Origin of the sequence: Streptomyces anulatus, from assembly GCF_014650675.1 — a bacterium.
GTDB classification, from domain to species: Bacteria; Actinomycetota; Actinomycetes; order Streptomycetales; family Streptomycetaceae; genus Streptomyces; species Streptomyces anulatus.
In genome coordinates this window covers 92,302-109,850 of record NZ_BMVK01000022.1, presented here as the reverse complement: position 1 = coordinate 109,850, position 17,549 = coordinate 92,302, and the positions used below count along the sequence as shown (strand labels likewise).

The following is a 17,549-nucleotide window of genomic DNA, read 5'->3' as shown; positions in this document are numbered from 1 at the left end:
GCCGGGCTCAGGTGCTGAGCTGGAACTCCGCCCGGATCCGCTTGCCCACCGGTACCCGCTCGGCCGTGAGACGGTCGCACAGGGCCACCACGATCTCCATGCCGTGACCGCCGAGGCGGGACGGGTCGGGGGCGTACAGCACGGGCATCGCGGTGCTGCTGTCGTACACCGTGACGCTGATGAGCTGCGCGTTGCCCTCCAGCTCCAGGAGATAGGGGCCGTGGCTGTAGCGGTCGGCGTTGGTGACCAGCTCGCTCACGGCCAGCATCAGGTCGCTGCGTGTGTGTTCGCCGATCGGGGCGAGGCACTCCACCGCGAGTCTCGTCAGGAAGCGGTCGGCGAGCGCACGGGCCAGCGCGATGCAGCCCGGCTCGCCGTCGAAGACCTCGGCGCTCAGCAGTACCTCGGCGGAAGCCAGCCCCTGACCCGGTTCTTCCGGTGGGGAGGTGACCTGTTCGTTCATGTGCTCCAGCCAGGGCGCCGCAGTGAGGTCGGAGACCTTTTCCGCCATTCGTCTACCCCTGGCGAACGATCCCACTCCAGGAGATCCGGACCGATCCTACGCACGTCCGGGCAGCCGCACCACGGTCACGAAGAACTCGTCGATCTGGCGGACCGCCGCGATGAACTGATCGAGGTCCACCGGCTTCGTCACGTACGCGTTCGCGTGGAGTTTGTAGCTGCGCAGGATGTCCTCCTCGGCCGAGGAGGTGGTGAGCACGACCACGGGGATGAGGGAGAGTTCGGGGTCGCCCTTGATCTGCTCCAGCACCTGCCTGCCGTCGTACTTGGGCAGATTCAGGTCCAGCAGCACCAGGTCCGGGCGGGGGGCCTCGGTGTACTCGCCGCGCCGGTAGAGGAAGTCCAGCGCCTCCTGCCCGTCGCGCACGACGTGCAGGGTGTTGCGGATCTTGTTGTCCTCGAAGGCCTCACGGGTCATCAGCTCGTCGCCGGGATCGTCCTCGACGAGCAGGACCTCGATGGGCTGGACAGGGGTGTTCACGAAGGATCTCCCGGCTGGCTGGTGAGCTGGGCGGGAGCGAGCAGCTCCGCCGTGGTGTGCGTGGGCGCCTCGGGCGCCACGGGCAGGGTGAAGTGGATGCGGGTGCCTTCGCCCGGTTCGGGCTCCAGCCAGATCCGGCCACCGTGGAACTCGATGATCTTCCGGCAGAGCGCGAGGCCGATGCCGGTGCCCTCGTACTCGTCACGGGCGTGCAACCGCTGGAAAATGACGAACACCTTGTCCGCGAACTCGGGCTCGATCCCGATCCCGTTGTCCGACACGGTCAGGTGCCAGTCCTCGTCCTCGCGCACGCAGTCGACCGAGATCCGGCACGGGACCCCCTCCCGGCGGAACTTCACCGCGTTGCCGACGAGGTTCTGCCAGACCATGGTGAGCGCGGTCGCGTCCCCGAGCAGTTCGGGCAGGGACTCCGGCCGCTCGATCACCGTCCCCGACTCCTCGATCGCGAGGGTCAGATTGCCCAGGGCGCGGTCCAGGGCCCGGTCCAGATCGACCGGTTTCCAGCTCTCCTGCACCCGGCCCACCCGCGAGAACGTCAGCAGGTCGTTGATGAGGACCTGCATCCGCTTGGCGCCGTCCACCGCGAAGGCGATGTACTGCTTGCCCCGCTCGTCGATTTCCTTGCCGTACCGCTTCTCCAGGAGCTGGCAGAAGGACGCGACCTTGCGCAGCGGCTCCTGGAGGTCGTGCGAGGCGACGTACGCGAACTGTTCCAGCTCCGCATTGGAACGGCGCAGCTCCTGTGTCTGTTCCGCGAGCAGGGCCTCGCGGTTCTGCGCCTCGGCCAGTTCGTCGGCCAGCCGCCGCCGCATGTCCTCCACCGTCCGGGCCACGGCCTGCACGTCGGAGGGTCCCTTGATCTCGATCCGCGTTCCGAAGGCCCCCGACCTGACGCGGTCCGAGGCGGCGCGCAGCCGGTTCAGCGGAACGCCCACCACCCGGTGGAGCAGCAGGCTCAGCGCCGCCACGGTCAGCACGAAGACGGTGACCAGCGCGATGAGCACCCGGTCGCGGGTGGTGCGCGCCGTGCCGAGGTCGGTGCGCGCCTGGTCGCGGGCCTCGGCGAGATGCCCCTGCTGGGCGCCGTACGCCTGCCGAAGCTGGTCGAAGTCCGCCTTGCTGCGCTGCAACTGCGCAGAGGTGGCGGCCTCGCTCGGCCCCTTCTCCCGGACCGTCGTGATCAGCGGCTCGGCCTTGCTCCGCCGCCACTTCTCGGCGGCGGCGGCGATGGTGTCGAGGTCGTCGGCGTACCGGCTGTCGGGGCCCACCAGCCGCCGTACCTGCGCGAGGCGCTCCTGCTCGGCGGCCTTTCCCGCCTCGTACGGTTCGAGGAAGGAGTCGTCGCCGGTCAGCGCGAATCCCCTGATCCCGGTCTCCTGGTCGAGCAGGGCGTTCTGGAGCTGGAAGGACGCGGATCTGGCGGGCTGGATGCGGTCCACCAGCTCGGTCGTACGGTCGGAGATCCGGGCCATCACGAGCCCGCCGATCAGCAGACAGGCGCAGACCACCACGATGAATCCGCCGAGTATGAGATGGACCCAGTTCTGCACCGACAGCCGCGCGGCGAGACCGCCCGGCGCCGGCTTCTCCGTCATGTCACCGCTCATCGGATTCCGATCCCCAGCCCAGATGCAGAACGGCCACATCGTCCGCGAGGCCGCCGTAGGGGGCGGCCCCCTCCGCTGCCCCCGCCACCAGGGCGTCGACGAACGCGCGGGCCGGCAGATGGCCGTTGGCCCGTGCCATCGCGAGCAGCCCTTCCTCGCCGAGACGGCTGTCGGGTCCGTCGCGCCCCTCGAAGAGCCCGTCCGTGAAGAGTACGAGACCGGCACCGGGTGTCAGCGGGATGTCGATCGTCGGCCACCGGCCGGCCCCGGGCAGCAGCCCGAGCGCCATGCCGCCCTCGGGCTCGACCCAGGTCACGTCCGTGCCCTCACGCAGCAGCAGGCCGGGGTGACCGGCCCGCAGGACCTGCGCGTGCCGTTGCCCGGGCGGGAACGCCAGCGAGGTGACGGTGGCGAACACGTGGGAGTCCGACCGCTCGGCGACCAGGATCTCCTCCAGCAGGGCTATCTGCTCGGGGTGGGACGTACCGCACAGCACGGCGGTACGCCAGGCCACCCGCAGGCACACGCCGAGTGCGGCCTCGGCGGCACCGTGCCCGGACACATCGCCGATCACCGCGTGGACCGTGCCGTCCGAGGTCTGCACGACGTCGTAGAAGTCACCGCTCAGCAGCCCGTGGACCCGCCCCGGCTCGTAGCGGGCGCGCGCCCGGAAGCGGTCGTCCCGCAGCAGGGGGACGGGCAGCAGCCCGCGCTCCAGCCGGGCGTTCTCCTGGGCGATCAGCCGGTTGTCGCGCAGCGCGGCGGCGGCCCGTTCCACTTCCTTGCGCTGCAGGGCGTAGCGGATCGCGCGCGCGAGCACCTCCGGGTCCAGGCGGCCCTTGACCAGGTAGTCCTGGGCGCCTCCGGCGACCGCGCGGAGCCCGGTGCCGGACTCCTCCAGACCGGTGAGGACGACGATTGCGGCGTCGCTGTCGGACTCCAGTATCTGGCGCACGGCGTCCAGGCCGTGGACGTCGGGAAGATGCAGGTCCAGGAGCACGCACACCGGGGTGGTGGCCGCGCTCAGGAAGGCGCGCGCCTCGGCCAGGGTCTTGCACCAGGTGAGGGCGGAATCCAGCTCGCTGTCGGTGAGCATCTCCTCGACGAGCAGCGCGTCACCCGCGTCGTCCTCCACGAGCAGGATCGACGCGTTCAGACTCCACAGCGGGGCCTCGGGGTGGAGCGAGGCCCCGACCTGCTGGGAGGGAATTCCGGAGATGCCCACAGGAATCGGAGCTGTGCCCACGGGCGACTCGGTCAACCCTCCACCCCCTCGTGCGACGGCGCGGTTCGTCCGGCCTGATCGTCAGGAAGCATAAGCGAGCGAGGGTTCCCGCAGTGTCATGCCTCGACGCTCATCCCCTTGCGCAGCTGCTGGACGATCCTGCTGAGCAGCCGCGACACGTGCATCTGGGACACACCCAGCTCCGCGCCGATCTGCGACTGCGTCATCTCCGCCCCGAACCGCATCTGCACGATCCGGCGCTCCCGGTCGTCGAGCTGGTCCAGCAGCGGGGCCAGGGTGTGCAGGTTCTCGACGGTCTCCATGGCCGGATCCGTCTCGCCGAGGACATCGGCGTACGCCCGCTGCTCCTGGCCGGAGTCGCTGTCCGCCGAGGGAGTGTCGAGCGAACCGGCCGAATAGCCGTTGGCGGCCACGAGCCCCTCGATGATCTCCTCCTCGGGGAGGTCGAGGTGGCCGGCAAGCTCCTTGACGGTGGGGTCGCGGTCGAGCTCCGCGGAGAGCTGCTCCTTCGCCTTGGCGAGGTCCACCCGCAGCTCCTGGAGCCGCCGCGGCACGTGCACCGACCAGGTGGTGTCGCGGAAGAAGCGCTTGATCTCCCCGACGATGTAGGGCACGGCGAAGGTGGCGAACTCGACCTCGCGGGACAGGTCGAACCGGTCGATCGCCTTGATCAGGCCGATCGTGCCGACCTGGATGATGTCCTCCGTGTCGTCGCCGCCGCGGTTGCGGAACCGGGAGGCGGCGAAGCGCACCAGGGAGAGGTTCATCTCGATCAGGGTGTTGCGGGCGTACTGGTGCTCATGGGTGCCCTCCTCCAGGACCTGGAGCCGGTCGAAGAAGATCTTCGACAGGGCCCGTGCGTCCTGCGGGGCGATCTTCCCGGCGTCCTCGACCCAGGGCAGTTCTCCGGTGACGTCCGCTGTCCGCGCACCAGTCCGGTCGTCGCTGTCGCTCAGCGGCGTCGTTCCGGTAGCTCGCACTGACATCGCCGTCATGATGTCGCCCTCCCTGCTGTCCAATGTGTCGGACGGTCGCCTGCCCGGTCCTCGCCAAGTCATGCGTCCCTGTTCCGTTTCTTTTCCAGCTGCTTCTTTCCGGCGCCCCTCCCGGGCCTGCTTCGCCGCAGGCCGCTCGTACGCGGGTCGTACGCCGCCCGTACGTCGCTCGAACAGAGCAGTGGCCCGCGCATGGCAAACTTGGGCGGGGTGTTTCGGCCTGCGGTGATCCATGATCCGCGGCGAGAAGATGACAGAGGAACGGCAATGACGGTGACAGAGGACAGCCCGGAGCTCGCTCCCGGAATCGAGGAGTTCGGTCCCGGAATCGACCCGGAGCGGCTGGCCGTCTGCCTGAGCGTGCTCGACGAGCTCGACCGGATCGAGGTGGACCACCCGGACGCCATCGCCGTCCGCCGGGCCACCGCCGGGATCTACCGCACCGTGAAGCAGCGCCGCCGCCAGGAACGCCGCGCGGCGAAGACCGCCCACGACCGGGCCGTCACCGAGGCCACGGCGACCGGCTCGGCCGAGCGCATCGACGACGAGACGCAGGGCGTGCTGCCCTCCTCCTCCGCCCAGGCCGAGATCGCGGGCATCCTCCAGCGGCCCCGGTCCTGCTACATCTGCAAGACGCGGTACGTCGAGGTCGACGCGTTCTACCACCAGCTCTGCCAGTCGTGCGCGAAGGAGAACCGCTCGCGCCGCGACGCCCGTACCGATCTGACCGGACGCCGGGCGCTGCTCACCGGCGGCCGGGCGAAGATCGGCATGTACATCGCGCTGCGGCTGCTGCGCGACGGTGCGCACACCACCATCACCACCCGCTTCCCCAACGACGCGATCCGCCGCTTCAAGGCGATGGATGACAGCGACGAGTGGATCCACCGCCTGAAGATCGTCGGCATCGACCTCCGCGACCCGGCCCAGGTCGTCGCGCTGGCCGACTCGGTCGCGGCCGAGGGCCCGCTGGACATCCTGATCAACAACGCGGCCCAGACCGTGCGCCGCTCCCCGGGGGCCTACAGCGAGCTGGTCAACGCCGAGTCGGCCCCGCTGCCCGCGGGCGAGCTGCCCGTCGCCGAGGTCATCGGCACCTTCGGCAGCGGCACGGTCGACCGGGTCGCCGCCCTGCCCGCCGCCCGCAAGGAGGGCCTGAGCGCCCAGGACGTCACCGATCTCGCCCTGGTCACCGGCTCCGCCTCGCCGGCCCGGATCGCCGCAGGCACCGCGATCGACGCGGGCGGCCTCGTCCCGGACCTGCACGACACCAACAGCTGGATCCAGACGGTGGAGGAGGTCGAGCCGATCGAGCTCCTCGAAGTCCAGCTCTGCAACTCCACCGCGCCGTTCATCCTGATCAGCCGGCTGCGCCCGGCGATGGCGGCGACCGCCGCGAAGCACGCGTACGTCGTCAACGTCTCGGCGATGGAGGGTGTCTTCAGCCGCGGCTACAAGGGCGCCGGCCACCCGCACACCAACATGGCCAAGGCCGCGCTCAACATGCTGACGCGCACCAGCGCCCAGGAGATGTTCGAGAAGGACGGCATCCTGATGACGGCCGTGGACACCGGCTGGATCACGGACGAGCGCCCGCACCCGGACAAGATGCGCCTCGCCGAGGAGGGCTTCCACGCGCCCCTCGACCTGGTCGACGGCGCGGCCCGGGTCTACGACCCGATCGTGCGCGGTGAGGGCGGCGAGGCCCTCTACGGCTGCTTCCTCAAGGACTACGCCCCCGCCAACTGGTAATCCGAACGGCTCAAACGGCCCGACGGCCCCGTGCGGCGGCCGAAAACCCGGCCCAGGATGTTTCCTGGGCCGGGTTTTCGCTGTATCCGGTGGCCGAAAGTGACCTACTGCACACGTTCTATCGAGCGCGGCAGCGCTCATTTGGTTACGCTGAGGCGAACGGACGCCATCGAGGAGCCCACGAAGGTTCCCCGACCGTCCTGGGACATGGCCGGAAACCCGGCCACTGTTCCGCCCCGAACCGGCGCCACCGCGACCGACATATCCCAGCCCCTGCCCCGCGCGGGGCGGTCGTGCCCCGGCATCGCTGCCGGAGCGACGGCGCCGCCCCGGGCGACGCGACACGAAGGAGTGCGCGGTGACGACACCGGAACTGACCGAGCGCGACAGGCGCCCCGCCGAACGGACCACGGGCCGGCCCGGCCGCCCCGAGAAGCTGCGGAACATCGAGGTCTGGGCCAGGTCCGCCCCGATCCGGCTCGCCGGATACGAGGACGACCTCGCCGAGCCGCACATCCTGCCCGGCATCGACTGACCGCTCAGCGCGTCCCGCGGCCCCTCTCCCCGCCCTCCCGCTCCGGCGGCAGCGGCCGGGCGAGGGGCCGCAGGAATTCCCGGACGTAGGTGCGGTGCCACCAGCACCCGGTGGCCCGCAGCTCCCGGAGCCCGGTGAACCGGTAGCGGAACACCCGGGCGCGCACCTGCCGGGGCGGTGCGTCGGGGAACGGGTTGTGGCCGAGCAGCCGGAGTGTGTCCCGGTCGCCGTCGAGCAGCCGCTCGGCGAAGGGCCCGAACCAGGAGCGGGCGTACGCGGGGGAGAGCGCCGCGAACCACATCATCCAGTCGAGCCGCAGATGATACGGGGCGAACAGGCGCGGCATCCGGCGTGGATCGCCCGGCTTGCCGCGGAAGCCGTACTCCCGCCACTCGGCCCCCTCGCGCGCCACCGGATCGGCGCAGCCCTCCACCACGACCTCCAGCCGCATCCGGCTGATGGATCCGAACGCGCCGTAGGTGTTGACCAGGTGCAGCGGATCGTAGGACCGGTTCATCGCCTGCCGTCGCGAGAGCAGATTGCGCACCGGGCGGTAGCTGAGCACCAGCACCAGGGCGGTGACCGCGATGACGACCGCCTCGTACCACAGCGGCGGCGCGGCCTGGGCCGGCGGCGGCCCGGCCAGGGGAGTCCAGTCGATCGCGGAGAGCGCCAGCGTGATGGTGAGCCAGTTCAGCCAGGCGAAGTTCCCCGACAGGACCAGCCAGAGCTGGGTGAGGACCATCAGACCGGCCGCCGCGCTCGCCACCGGCTGCGGGGTGAACAGCAGAAAGGGGACCAGCAACTGGGTGACGTGGTTGGCGGCGGCCTCGATCCGGTGCACGGGCCTGGGCAGATGGTGGAAGAACCAGCTCAGCGGCCCCGGCATCGGCTGGGTCTCGTGGTGGAAGTACAGGCAGGTCAGCTCCCGCCAGCACGCGTCCCCGCGCATCTTGATCAGCCCCGCGCCGAACTCCACCCGGAACAGCAGCCACCGCAGCAGCCACAGCACCAGCACCGGCGCGGCCGTGTCCCCGGTGCCGAGGAAGACCGCCAGGAACCCCGTCTCCAGCAGCAGCGACTCCCAGCCGAATCCGTACCAGACCTGCCCCACCTGGACGATCGACAGATACAGCACCCACGGCAGCGCCCAGAGCAGCATGCCGCCCCACAGCGGCAGCAGCCCGTCGAGACCGGCGATCAGGGCCACCGAGACGGCGCAACCGCTCCAGGCGACGACGGCGAAGAACCGGTCCGAGTAGTGCAGCCGGAAGAGCCCCGGAGCGGCGCGCCAGGGCGTACGCCGCAGGAGCTCGGGAACGGGCAGCATGCCGCGCTCGCCGATCAGCGCCCGGAACTGGAGCGCGGCGGAGAGGAAGGCGACCAGATAGACCACGGCCAGAGCCCGCTGGAAGATCAGCCGGCTCAGCCAGTAGCCGTCCGCGGTGAACCATTCCATCCCTGCCAGTATCGGCCAGGTGTCAGCTCGCGGCGACGATCCGGCGCAGGGTACGACCGAGCCTGCGCGCGTACCAGTGCTGTACGACCGGCACCAGCGGTCCGGCGAGCCGGGCGTACCAGGAGGCCGGGCGCGAGAACGCCAGCACCGTGAACCACACGGTGCCGTCGTCGGCGAGGTCCACGACGAAGCACTCCTCGCCGCGCTCCGGGTGTCCGGCGAGGGTGCCGTAGCCGAAGCCGGTGCGGCCGTCCTCGCCGTACGCCGTCCAGGTCACTTCGCAGGGGGCTGTGAAGCGCAGCGGCCCGAGGCCCAGGGAGACCCGGACGCTGCCGCCCGGCTCCGCGCGCCGGGCCGGGGCCTCCACCCGTGCGCCCGAGGCACGATGCATCCGCCACTCGGTTATCGCCGCTCCGGCGGCCGCGAAGTCCGCCCCGCCCCGGCCGATCCGGGTGCGGTGGTGGAGGTGGTGGTAGCCCCGGGGGAGCGGGCCCAGGCGGGTCGCGCCGACCTCCGGGTAGGTGAGGGTGCTCATGCGGTCCTGCCTCCGGTGGGGTCGGGTGTTTCGGTGCGGATGCGCCGCCAGGCCAGCAGCGAGCAGAGCGCGAAGCCCAGCGCGTTGCCCAGGCCATGGGTGGCGGCCATCCAGGTCAGGGTGGGGTGGGGCAGTCCGGTCGCCTCGCCGAGCGCCCAGCTCAGCGCGAGCAGCATCGTCGCCACCAGGACGGTGGCGGAGGCGAGCAGCAGGAGTCGCGTCGTCCGGTCCCGGCCGTCGGCGCGCCCCATGCGCCAGGTCAGCAGGCCGACCGTCCACATGCCGGCCGTGAGAACGAGGGCCCCGGCGAGCTCGGCCCAGTCGCCGATGAAGTACCCGACGAGGACGAGCAGGGTGCCCAGCGGCACGCTCAGCGCGGCGAAGCGACCCGCCGGGCCGTCGGAGACCCGGCAGACCAGCCCGGCGATCAGAGCGGCGGCGAACCCGGCGAAGTGGAAGTGCGGCACGGTCAGCGCGAGGATGCCGAGGTCGAACCCGAACAGCTCGTGCCCCGACCGTTCGGCGACCAGAGCGGTCGCGGCGACGGCCGGTGTGGCCAGCGCGGTGAGCAGCGCGATCCCCGCCGGGTCGAGGTCGCGTCCGCGGGCCGCCCGGCGCGGGGCGTGCAGGGCGAGCAGGACGGCTCCCAGCGCATAGCAGCAGGCGAGCGCCGTGGCCGCGGGGCCGCGCGGCAGCCAGAGGGCGACGGCGCCCGGCACGGCGAACAGGGGCCAGAGCCGACGGATGCGGTTCAGGTCCTGCTGCCCGGTCAGCCGAAGGCCCGCGGGCACGACGACGAGCATGCCCAGCATCACGATGGCGTTGACCAATGCGGACACGACTTCCCCCCTTGCGAACGTCCCGCTTCGAGCATCCAGCTTTGAACGTGTTCAAGTCCTGGGGGTGACAGTAGAGGGTTTCTTGAACGTGTTCAAGACGGGGGTGGCGGCCGGCTGTCCGCTTGCGGGACCGTGCTCGGTGCGGCACAGATGGTGACACCCATCCGTTCCCCAGGGACAGGCAGGAGAGCTCTGTGCGCTCACCCAGACGTATCCGGCGTACGGCGCTCGCCGCGCTGTCCGCCGGGGTGCTGCTCGCCGTCGCCGGCTGCGGCGAAGGCGGCGACCGGACGGCGAAGGGCACCACGGGTACCGCGGAGGCCAAGGACGTCCTCCTCCAGTCGCTCGCGTCCCCCGGACCCGGCCCGTTCACCGCGTCCACGGCGCGGGCGGCGGCCTCCCCTTCCCCCACCGGCGCACCGGACGCCGAACCGACCTCCGCCACCCGGACGGTCCATCCGGTCTCCGGCGCCGTCCCCGGGCTCTACGGCGGCACCCGGTCGGTCGCCGCCTGCGACGTCGAACAGCAGGCCGCCCTCCTGGCCGACGACGAGGACAAGGCGCGCGCCTTCGCCGACGCGTCCGGCATCGAGGCCGTACAGATCCCGGGCTACCTGAAGTCCCTCACCCCGGTCGTCCTGCGCGCCGACGCCCAGGTCACCAACCACGGCTACAGCGCGGGCTCGGCCACCGCCTTCCAGGCCGTGCTCCAGGCGGGCACCGCCGTGCTGGTCGACAGTCGGGGGATGCCCCGCGTCCGCTGCGCCTGCGGCAACCCGCTGCGCCCGCCCGTGGTCGCCGACGGGAAGGTCGCCCATCGAGGAGAGCGCTGGCCCGGCTACGATCCCTCGCGCATCGTGGCCGTCGAGCCCGGCGTCAAGGCGGCCACCAGCCTGATCATCGTGGACGTGGACGACAACAGCTGGATCGAGCGGGCCATGGGCGACAGCGGTGGCCGCGACCGTGCCCCGGACGACCCGCCGCCGTTCGAGCCCGACGCCGACCTGCTCTTCCCGTCGCCGGGCCGCCCCACCGAGTCCGCACCCCCGGACACCACCCCGTCCGACCCGGTCCCCTCCGGTCCTGCCGAGCCGGAAGCACCCACGGACCCCGGACCCGCGGAGCCGTCCGACGACTTCGGTGACACGCCGCCCGAGGAGCCGTGGGAGGACGAGGAGGAGGGCTACCCGGACGTCGCGCCGGAGCCGACCCAGGTCTTCCCCGGTGAGCCGGACGAGCCCTCGGTGCCCGACGGGCCCGTCGAGCCCGTCGGGCCGGACGAGCCGATGGAAGCGGGCCTCGATGACGTGTTCGCCGGCTGACGGCCCCGGATGCCAGGGGCTCGCGCCCCGCCGGCGGAATCCGTACGGCACCACCCCCGGGCGCCGTACGGAATCGGGGAATCGGACAAGAGGAATCGGACAGATGGTGGCAGAGTGGCCCACATGGATGATCGGGTAGCGGGTGCCCTGTCACTCCCCGACGACTGGCCCGCCCACCCGGACCTCAGCCTCGCCCTGAACCGTATGGGCAGCTTCGACTGGGATCTTGACACCGGTCTCATGCACATGGACCGCGCCGCCCTCGACGTGTTCGACCTGACCGCGGACGAGTACGACGACCGGCCGGCCTCGCTGGCGCCGCGGGTGCCGACGGACGAGGCCCAGCGTCTGGACGGGATGGTCTCGCACGCCCTGAAGAGCGGGCGAACCAACTACGGCGCGTACTTCCGGATCCTGCGGCGCGACGGCACCCTGCGCTGGACCCACACCCAGGGCTTCGTCCGCAGGGACGGCACCGGCCGCCCGCGCCGCATCATCGGGATCGTCCGCGACGCCACCCAGGAACTCGCCGACTCCACCGCCCGGCGCGAGCTGGACGAGGAGCGCCGCCGGCGCACCAGCCTGGTCGAGGGCACCACCGCCGCGCTGGCCCACGCCCGTACGGTCAAGGACGTCATCGCCGTTCTCAAGAACTCCCAGGGGCTCGCCCACCTCGGGGCCACCAGCCTCGTCATGGGCCTGCTGGAGTCCGGCCGCATCCACCTCGTGGCCGACGGTCCCGAGGGCTCGTACGTCCCCGGCACCCGGTACACCCGGGTGGACGAGCAGTACCCGATGAGCGAAGTGGTGCGCACCCTGACCCCGCGCTTCATCGAGTCCGCCGACGACTTCGCCGCCTCCTACCCGATCCTGTGGCCCGACATCAGCCACCTCGGGATCACCTCCGCCGCCTATATGCCGCTGATCGCCCAGGCCCGCCCGATCGGCGCCCTCGGCCTCCTCTACCGGGACAAGGGGGGCTTCACCGCCGACGAACGCAATCTGCTGATGGCGCTCGGCACCTCGATCGCCCAGAGTCTCCAGCGCGCGATGCTCTACGAGCAGGAGCACGACCTCGCCGAGGGACTCCAGCAGGCGATGCTGCCGCGCCGGATCCCGGCCGTGCCCGGGGCGCAGGTAGCCGTCCGCTACCGCTCGGCCCGCCTCGGCCGGGACATCGGCGGCGACTGGTACGACCTGATCCCGCTGCCCGGCGGCCGGGTCGGCGCCGTCATCGGGGACGTCCAGGGGCACGACACCCACGCCGCCGCCGTCATGGGGCAGCTCAGGATCGTCCTGCGCGCTTACGCCGCCGAGGGGCACAGCCCCGCCACGGTCATGGCGCGCGCCTCCGTCTTCCTCCATGAACTGGACACCGACCGCTTCGCCACCTGCACCTATGCCGAGGTCGATCTCACCACCGGAGTCGTCCAGGTGGTCCGCGCCGGACACGTCGACCCGCTCGTACGGGACGTGGACGGGAGCTGCCGCAGGATGCCGTCCGAGGGCGGTCTGCCGCTCGGCCTCTCGGCGGAGTTCGGCCGGCTGGAGTACCCGGTCGGCACGGTCGAACTGGACCCCGGCCAGACGATGATCCTGTTCACCGACGGCCTCGTCGAGATGCCGGGCTCCGACCTCGACGAAGGCATGCAACTGCTTACCGGGCTGGTCACCAACGGCCCCAAGGACCTGCAGAAGCTGGCCGACCAGCTCTGCGACGCCGTCGACGAGCGCGGCGGCCAGGACGATGTTGCGGTCCTGCTGCTGCGCCGCCGGGCCGCGCACGCCCCGCAGCCGGGCGGCCGGCTCCAGCAGCAGGTCGCCCAGAACGACCCCGAGGCGCTGAGTTCGTCCCGGCACATGATCCGGGCCGCGGTCCGGGCCTGGGGGGCGAAGGACCGGGCCGACGAGATCGAGCTCGCGGCCGACGAGCTGATCACCAACGCGCTCATGCACACCGACGGCGGCGCCGTCGTGACGATCCGGGTGCTCGCCGGATCCGAGCGACGGCTGCGCGTCGATGTCGAGGACCGCTCCAGCGCACTGCCCCGGCGCCGTGACGCGGGGGAGTCCGGAGTGTCGGGGCGCGGCCTGATGCTGGTCGACCGGCTGGCCGACGTCTGGGGCGTGGAGTCCCGGGGCAGCGGCAAATGCGTGTGGTGCGAGTTCCTCATTCCGGCCCGCTGAATCCACACCGTGGCGTAACAGTACGTAACATGTCAGTGCTTGACCGTTATCGACCGCAAAGGATTGACTGCGGGTGACCGGCCGCACCCCGGCCCTGCCGCCTTCGACGACATGAGGCCCCCGATGGGTACCGAGCTCCTCGCCCCGCTCGATCTCGCTTTCTGGCACTTCGAATCGGACGCCCATCCGATGCACCTCGGCGCGCTCGCCGTCTTCGCGCCGACGCCCGACGCCGCTCCGGGCCGGATCCTCGACCTGCTCGGGACCCGCGCCGCAGCCATCCCCCGGCTGCGCATGTGCGTACGGGACGTCCTGCTGCCCGTCGGCGGCAAGGCCTGGACGGTGGACAAGGACTTCGACGTGCACCGGCACGTCGAGCACATCGTCGTGGACGACGGCGACTTCATGACGGAGGCCGGCCGGCTGGCCGGCGAACTGATGGAGCGACCGCTCGGGCGCGGGCTGCCGCCCTGGCGGATGTACCTCATCGGCGGCGCGGAGGGCGGGCCCTTCGCCGTCCTGGTCAAACTGCACCACGCCCTGGCCGACGGGATGCGGGCGGTCGCCATCGGGGCCGGGATCTTCGACGAGATCGCCGCCGTCACCGACGCCCGTACCGCTGCCCGGGGCCGCCCCGCCGTTCCGCCCCGCTCCTGGCTGCCCGACCCCCGTGAGATGGCGGGCATGGCCCTCGGGAGGATCGGCGAGGTCGGCCGGGCGCTCGGTGTGGGGGCCTCCGTCGTCCGCGCCGGCCGCCTCGACCTGCGCTCCACGACCGCCTTCGCCGCGCCCTCCAGCGGCACCCGCCGCCTGGCCACCGCCGACCTCGACGCCGGGGCCCTCCAGCGGATCCGGCGGGCCGAGGGCGGCACCGCCAACGACATCCTCCTCGCCGTCGTCGCCGGTGCGCTGCGCCGCTGGATGGCCGGGCGCGGCGAGCCGCTGCCCGCCGCCGACCCGCGCGCCCTGGTCCCCGTCTCCCGCCGCAGGCCCGGCGGGGCCTCCGCCACCGGCAACCGGCTCTCCGCCTATCTGCTCGCCCTGCCGGTCACCGCGGCCGACCCGCGCGAGCGGCTCCGGGCGGTCCGGACGGCGATGGACCGCAACAAGGCGGCCGGACCGCTGAAGGGAGCCGGAGCCGTCGCCGTACTGGCCGACCAACTGCCGCCGCTGGCCCACCGGTTCGGCGCGCCGCTGGCCGCCAACGCCGCCCGCATGCTCTTCGACGTGCTGGTCACCAGCGTGCCGCTGCCCCGCTCCGCGCTCTCCCTGGGCGGCTGCCCGCTGACCGCCCTCTACCCCATGGCGCCGCTGGCCCGGGGCCAGTCCCTGGCGGTGGCCCTGTCCACCTACGGCGGGCGGGTGCACGTGGGACTGGTGGCCGACGGCAAGGCGCTGCCCGACCTCGACCGGCTCGCCGCCGCGGTCGAGGAGGAGTTCGCCGAGCTGGGCGCCGTCATCACCGGCACGGACCGCTCACCGGTGTCCTGACAGGCAGCCGCCCAACCGCTGCGGCAGGCTGGAGTCATGCCCGAACTGCCCGAAGTCGAAGCCCTGCGGGTCTTCCTCGACGACCATCTGGTCGGCAAGGAGATCGCCCGCGTCCTCCCGCTGGCGATCAGCGTCCTGAAGACGTACGACCCGCCGCTGACCGCCCTGGAGGGCACGGCCGTCACCTCGGTCGCCCGCCACGGCAAGTTCCTCGACATCGGGGCGGGCGGGCTCCATCTGTGCACCCACCTCGCCCGGGCCGGCTGGCTCCGCTGGAAGGACTCCTTCCCGGCCGCCCCGCCCCGCCCCGGCAAGGGGCCCCTCGCCCTGCGCCTGATCACCGTCGACGGCGACGGCTTCGACCTGACCGAGATGGGCACCAAGAAGCGCCTCTCCGTCCACCTCGTCCACGACCCCCTGGACGTCCCCGGAATCGCCCGCCTCGGCCCGGACCCCCTCGCCGACGCCTTCGACCGCGACGCGTTCGCCGCGCTGCTCGCCGGGGAACGCCGCCAGATCAAGGGCGCGCTGCGCGACCAGGCGCTCATCGCCGGCATCGGCAACGCCTACAGCGACGAGATCCTGCACGTCGCGAAGATGTCCCCGTTCAAACGGACCGCCGATCTCGGCGAGGACGACGTCACCCGCCTGTACACCGCGCTGCGCACCACGCTCCAGGACGCCGTGGCCCGCTCCAGCGGGGTGGAGGCGGGGAAGCTCAAGGCCGAGAAGAAGACCGGGATGCGGGTCCACGGGCGTACCGGAGAAGCCTGCCCGGTCTGCGGGGACACGATCCTTGAGGTCTCCTTCAGCGACTCCTCGCTCCAGTACTGCCCCACCTGCCAGACGGGCGGCAGACCGCTGGCGGACCGCAGGCTCTCCAAGTTCCTGAAGTAGCGGCATCCCGGGCTCACCGCTCCACCGTCACCAGCCGCCGCCCGTCCGCCGTCCGCACCTCGAAGTGGTCGATGCCCTCCGGCCGCAGCGCCGCCCCGCCCGACACCTCGACCGGACCGCCGCCCACGCCCCCGGCCGACCAACTGCCCACCGTCTCCTCACTGCCGTCCCGGCCCACCGCGACCAGCGCGCACACCCCCTCCACCGGAACCCGCACCACCTCCAGCGCCACCGCCGACCCCCACTCGCGCCCCGCAGCCGTCACCACCGCGGCGATCCCGGACGTCCCGTCGCTCCCGGACCACCTCCGCACAACCGCCCCTTCCGCCGGGCCGCCGGCGTCCCCGGCCACCAGCACGGGACCGCCCACCGCCAGCACGACCGCGGCCGCCACCAGCGCCAGAGCCCGCCGCCCCCTGCTGCGCCGGCCCGCCGTCACCGCGGCCGTCAGCCGTTCCGCGAGCCCGGACCCCGGAGCCGCCGGCGGCCCCGCCACCGCCAGATCCGCCCTCACCCCGGCGAACTCCCGGGCCCGTACCCGGCACCCGGCACAGTCCGCCAGATGCTCCTCGAACCGGAAGGCGTCGGCGCCCCCGAGCACGCCCAGGGCATAGGCCCCCACCGTGATGTGGGGTTCGGTCGTCCGCATGTACTGCGGTACGGGAACAACCCGGGATTCACTCAAGCCACCGGGCCCCGCACCCCCTAGGGGGCACGGGACGGATCATGGCCGGGCCCGTGTCGCCTGGCGCGGCACCTCGCGGCGTTGCCACAGCGCCCGAATCGCTCCGCGATGAGGACGCTCCGGCGCCTTGCGATGCACCGCACCAGACGACGCGGCTCTTTCCGGCCCTGATCCGCCCCGCACCCCCTAAACTCCGGCCTCATGCTGCGCGTACTCGCCGTCGACGACGAACAACCCGCCCTGGAGGAACTCCTCTACCTCCTGCGCGCCGACCCCCGTGTCCGCAGCGCCGAGGGCGCCACCGGTGCGACCGAGGCACTGCGCCGCATCGGCGGCGCGGTGGACGCGGGCCCCGACGATCCGTCCGCGATCGACGTGGTCTTCCTCGACATCCACATGGCCGGACTCACCGGGCTCGACGTCGCCCAGCTCCTCGCCGGATTCGCCGCGCCCCCGCTCATCGTCTTCGTCACCGCCCACGAGGGCTTCGCCGTCCACGCCTTCGACCTCAAGGCCGTCGACTACGTCCTCAAACCGGTCCGCCGCGAGCGCCTCGCCGAAGCCGTCCGCCGGGTCGCCGAACAGGTGGGGGACCGGTCCGCACCGGTCCACGACAGCGCGGGCGACCAGATCCCGGTCGAGCTCGGCGGCGTCATCCGCTTCATCCCCATCGACGAGATCGCGTACGCCGAGGCGCAGGGCGACTACGCCCGCCTGCACACCGCCACCGGCAGCCACCTCGTCCGCATCCCGCTCACCACCCTGGAGGAGCGCTGGCGCTCCCGCGGCTTCGTCCGGATCCACCGCCGCCACCTCGTGGCGCTCGGCCGGATCGACGAACTGCGCCTGGACGCGGGCAGCATGAGCGTGCGCATCGGGGAGGCGGAGTTGGCCGTCAGCCGCCGCCACACCCGCGCCCTGCGCGACCTCCTGATGCGCCAGGGTGGCCGCTGACCTGGGGAGTCCTTCTCCGAA

At 72.1% G+C, this 17,549-nt stretch carries 16 protein-coding genes; 7 read left to right on the top strand and 9 right to left on the bottom strand.

Annotated features, from left to right (window positions below; all coding sequences use genetic code 11):
- Nucleotides 1–7: 7 nt before the first annotated feature.
- The 5 genes from IE272_RS35065 to IE272_RS35045 all read right to left on the bottom strand — a co-directional run bounded on the left by IE272_RS35065 (nt 8) and on the right by IE272_RS35045 (nt 4,872).
- Nucleotides 8–463, bottom strand: coding sequence for an ATP-binding protein (locus IE272_RS35065; RefSeq protein WP_069752378.1), 456 nt, complete (start codon nt 461–463; stop codon nt 8–10).
- Nucleotides 464–559: 96 nt separating this feature from the next.
- A complete protein-coding gene (locus IE272_RS35060) occupies nt 560–1,003 on the bottom strand; it encodes a response regulator (protein ID WP_030089012.1) in 444 nt (147 codons plus the stop codon).
- On the bottom strand, nt 1,000–2,619 hold the full coding sequence (locus tag IE272_RS35055) for a sensor histidine kinase (RefSeq protein ID WP_190009669.1): 1,620 nt from the start codon (nt 2,617–2,619) through the stop codon (nt 1,000–1,002). Before IE272_RS35055 ends, IE272_RS35060 begins: the two co-directional genes overlap by 4 nt.
- Before the next feature lies 1 nt (nt 2,620).
- Nucleotides 2,621–3,856 carry a PP2C family protein-serine/threonine phosphatase gene (locus tag IE272_RS35050; protein WP_190009693.1) on the bottom strand — a complete coding sequence of 412 codons (1,236 nt, stop codon included), beginning with the start codon at nt 3,854–3,856 and terminating at the stop codon, nt 2,621–2,623.
- Between the two features lie 116 nt (nt 3,857–3,972).
- Nucleotides 3,973–4,872 carry an RNA polymerase sigma factor SigF gene (locus IE272_RS35045; protein WP_073959428.1) on the bottom strand — a complete coding sequence of 300 codons (900 nt, stop codon included), beginning with the start codon at nt 4,870–4,872 and terminating at the stop codon, nt 3,973–3,975.
- Nucleotides 4,873–5,139: 267 nt separating this feature from the next.
- On the opposite strand from IE272_RS35045, the gene IE272_RS35040 reads away from it, so the two are divergent.
- Entirely contained in the window at nt 5,140–6,624 is a 1,485-nt protein-coding gene (locus tag IE272_RS35040) for an SDR family NAD(P)-dependent oxidoreductase (RefSeq protein ID WP_050361890.1), read from the top strand.
- Nucleotides 6,625–6,982: 358 nt separating this feature from the next.
- Nucleotides 6,983–7,159, top strand: coding sequence for a hypothetical protein (locus tag IE272_RS35035; RefSeq protein WP_169808558.1), 177 nt, complete (start codon nt 6,983–6,985; stop codon nt 7,157–7,159).
- 4 nt (nt 7,160–7,163) lie between these two features.
- On the opposite strand, the gene IE272_RS35030 is transcribed toward IE272_RS35035, so the two are convergent.
- From IE272_RS35030 to IE272_RS35020, 3 genes are read right to left on the bottom strand one after another with little or no spacing between them, the layout of a single operon-like run.
- Nucleotides 7,164–8,618 carry a lipase maturation factor family protein gene (locus IE272_RS35030; protein WP_050361889.1) on the bottom strand — a complete coding sequence of 485 codons (1,455 nt, stop codon included), beginning with the start codon at nt 8,616–8,618 and terminating at the stop codon, nt 7,164–7,166.
- A gap of 22 nt (nt 8,619–8,640) precedes the next feature.
- Nucleotides 8,641–9,153, bottom strand: a complete 513-nt coding sequence (locus IE272_RS35025; protein WP_190009667.1) for a DUF1990 domain-containing protein — start codon at nt 9,151–9,153, stop codon at nt 8,641–8,643.
- Nucleotides 9,150–9,992: a YndJ family protein gene (locus IE272_RS35020; protein WP_190009665.1), complete on the bottom strand. Its 843-nt coding sequence runs from the start codon at nt 9,990–9,992 to the stop codon at nt 9,150–9,152. The genes IE272_RS35025 and IE272_RS35020 overlap by 4 nt, the downstream gene beginning before the upstream one ends.
- A 194-nt stretch (nt 9,993–10,186) precedes the next feature.
- Here IE272_RS35020 and IE272_RS35015 point away from each other — a divergent pair, with 194 nt between their 5' ends.
- The 4 genes from IE272_RS35015 to IE272_RS35000 all read left to right on the top strand — a co-directional run bounded on the left by IE272_RS35015 (nt 10,187) and on the right by IE272_RS35000 (nt 15,889).
- Nucleotides 10,187–11,314 carry a DUF6777 domain-containing protein gene (locus IE272_RS35015; protein WP_190009662.1) on the top strand — a complete coding sequence of 376 codons (1,128 nt, stop codon included), beginning with the start codon at nt 10,187–10,189 and terminating at the stop codon, nt 11,312–11,314.
- Between the two features lie 123 nt (nt 11,315–11,437).
- Nucleotides 11,438–13,501, top strand: coding sequence for a SpoIIE family protein phosphatase (locus IE272_RS35010; RefSeq protein ID WP_073959424.1), 2,064 nt, complete (start codon nt 11,438–11,440; stop codon nt 13,499–13,501).
- Between the two features lie 123 nt (nt 13,502–13,624).
- Nucleotides 13,625–14,992 carry a wax ester/triacylglycerol synthase family O-acyltransferase gene (locus IE272_RS35005; RefSeq protein ID WP_098892912.1) on the top strand — a complete coding sequence of 456 codons (1,368 nt, stop codon included), beginning with the start codon at nt 13,625–13,627 and terminating at the stop codon, nt 14,990–14,992.
- A 36-nt stretch (nt 14,993–15,028) separates the two neighbouring features.
- On the top strand, nt 15,029–15,889 hold the full coding sequence (locus tag IE272_RS35000) for an Fpg/Nei family DNA glycosylase (RefSeq protein WP_056705198.1): 861 nt from the start codon (nt 15,029–15,031) through the stop codon (nt 15,887–15,889).
- A 13-nt stretch (nt 15,890–15,902) separates the two neighbouring features.
- Here the strand turns inward: IE272_RS35000 and IE272_RS34995 are convergent, their stop codons facing one another.
- The gene (locus tag IE272_RS34995) at nt 15,903–16,538 is read right to left on the bottom strand and encodes a zf-HC2 domain-containing protein (RefSeq protein WP_190009660.1); all 636 of its coding nucleotides are present in this window, start codon (nt 16,536–16,538) and stop codon (nt 15,903–15,905) included.
- A gap of 237 nt (nt 16,539–16,775) precedes the next feature.
- Between IE272_RS34995 and IE272_RS34990 the strand changes: the two genes are divergently transcribed.
- Nucleotides 16,776–17,528 (top strand): LytR/AlgR family response regulator transcription factor, encoded by a 753-nt coding sequence (locus tag IE272_RS34990; protein WP_003964604.1) that lies wholly within the window; start codon nt 16,776–16,778, stop codon nt 17,526–17,528.
- Nucleotides 17,529–17,549: the final 21 nt, after the last annotated feature.

Bases quoted from the DNA above. Each gene is read 5' to 3' on its own strand.
- IE272_RS35065 (WP_069752378.1), bottom strand. From the start codon at position 463: ATGAACGAACAGGTCACCTCCCCACCGGAAGAACCGGGTCAGGGGCTG.
- IE272_RS35055 (WP_190009669.1), bottom strand. From the start codon at position 2,619: ATGACGGAGAAGCCGGCGCCGGGCGGTCTCGCCGCGCGGCTGTCGGTG.
- IE272_RS35045 (WP_073959428.1), bottom strand. From the start codon at position 4,872: ATGACGGCGATGTCAGTGCGAGCTACCGGAACGACGCCGCTGAGCGAC.
- IE272_RS35040 (WP_050361890.1), top strand. From the start codon at position 5,140: ATGACGGTGACAGAGGACAGCCCGGAGCTCGCTCCCGGAATCGAGGAG.
- IE272_RS35030 (WP_050361889.1), bottom strand. From the start codon at position 8,618: ATGGAATGGTTCACCGCGGACGGCTACTGGCTGAGCCGGCTGATCTTC.
- IE272_RS35025 (WP_190009667.1), bottom strand. From the start codon at position 9,153: ATGAGCACCCTCACCTACCCGGAGGTCGGCGCGACCCGCCTGGGCCCG.
- IE272_RS35010 (WP_073959424.1), top strand. From the start codon at position 11,438: ATGGATGATCGGGTAGCGGGTGCCCTGTCACTCCCCGACGACTGGCCC.
- IE272_RS35005 (WP_098892912.1), top strand. From the start codon at position 13,625: ATGGGTACCGAGCTCCTCGCCCCGCTCGATCTCGCTTTCTGGCACTTC.
- IE272_RS35000 (WP_056705198.1), top strand. From the start codon at position 15,029: ATGCCCGAACTGCCCGAAGTCGAAGCCCTGCGGGTCTTCCTCGACGAC.
- IE272_RS34995 (WP_190009660.1), bottom strand. From the start codon at position 16,538: ATGCGGACGACCGAACCCCACATCACGGTGGGGGCCTATGCCCTGGGC.
- IE272_RS34990 (WP_003964604.1), top strand. From the start codon at position 16,776: ATGCTGCGCGTACTCGCCGTCGACGACGAACAACCCGCCCTGGAGGAA.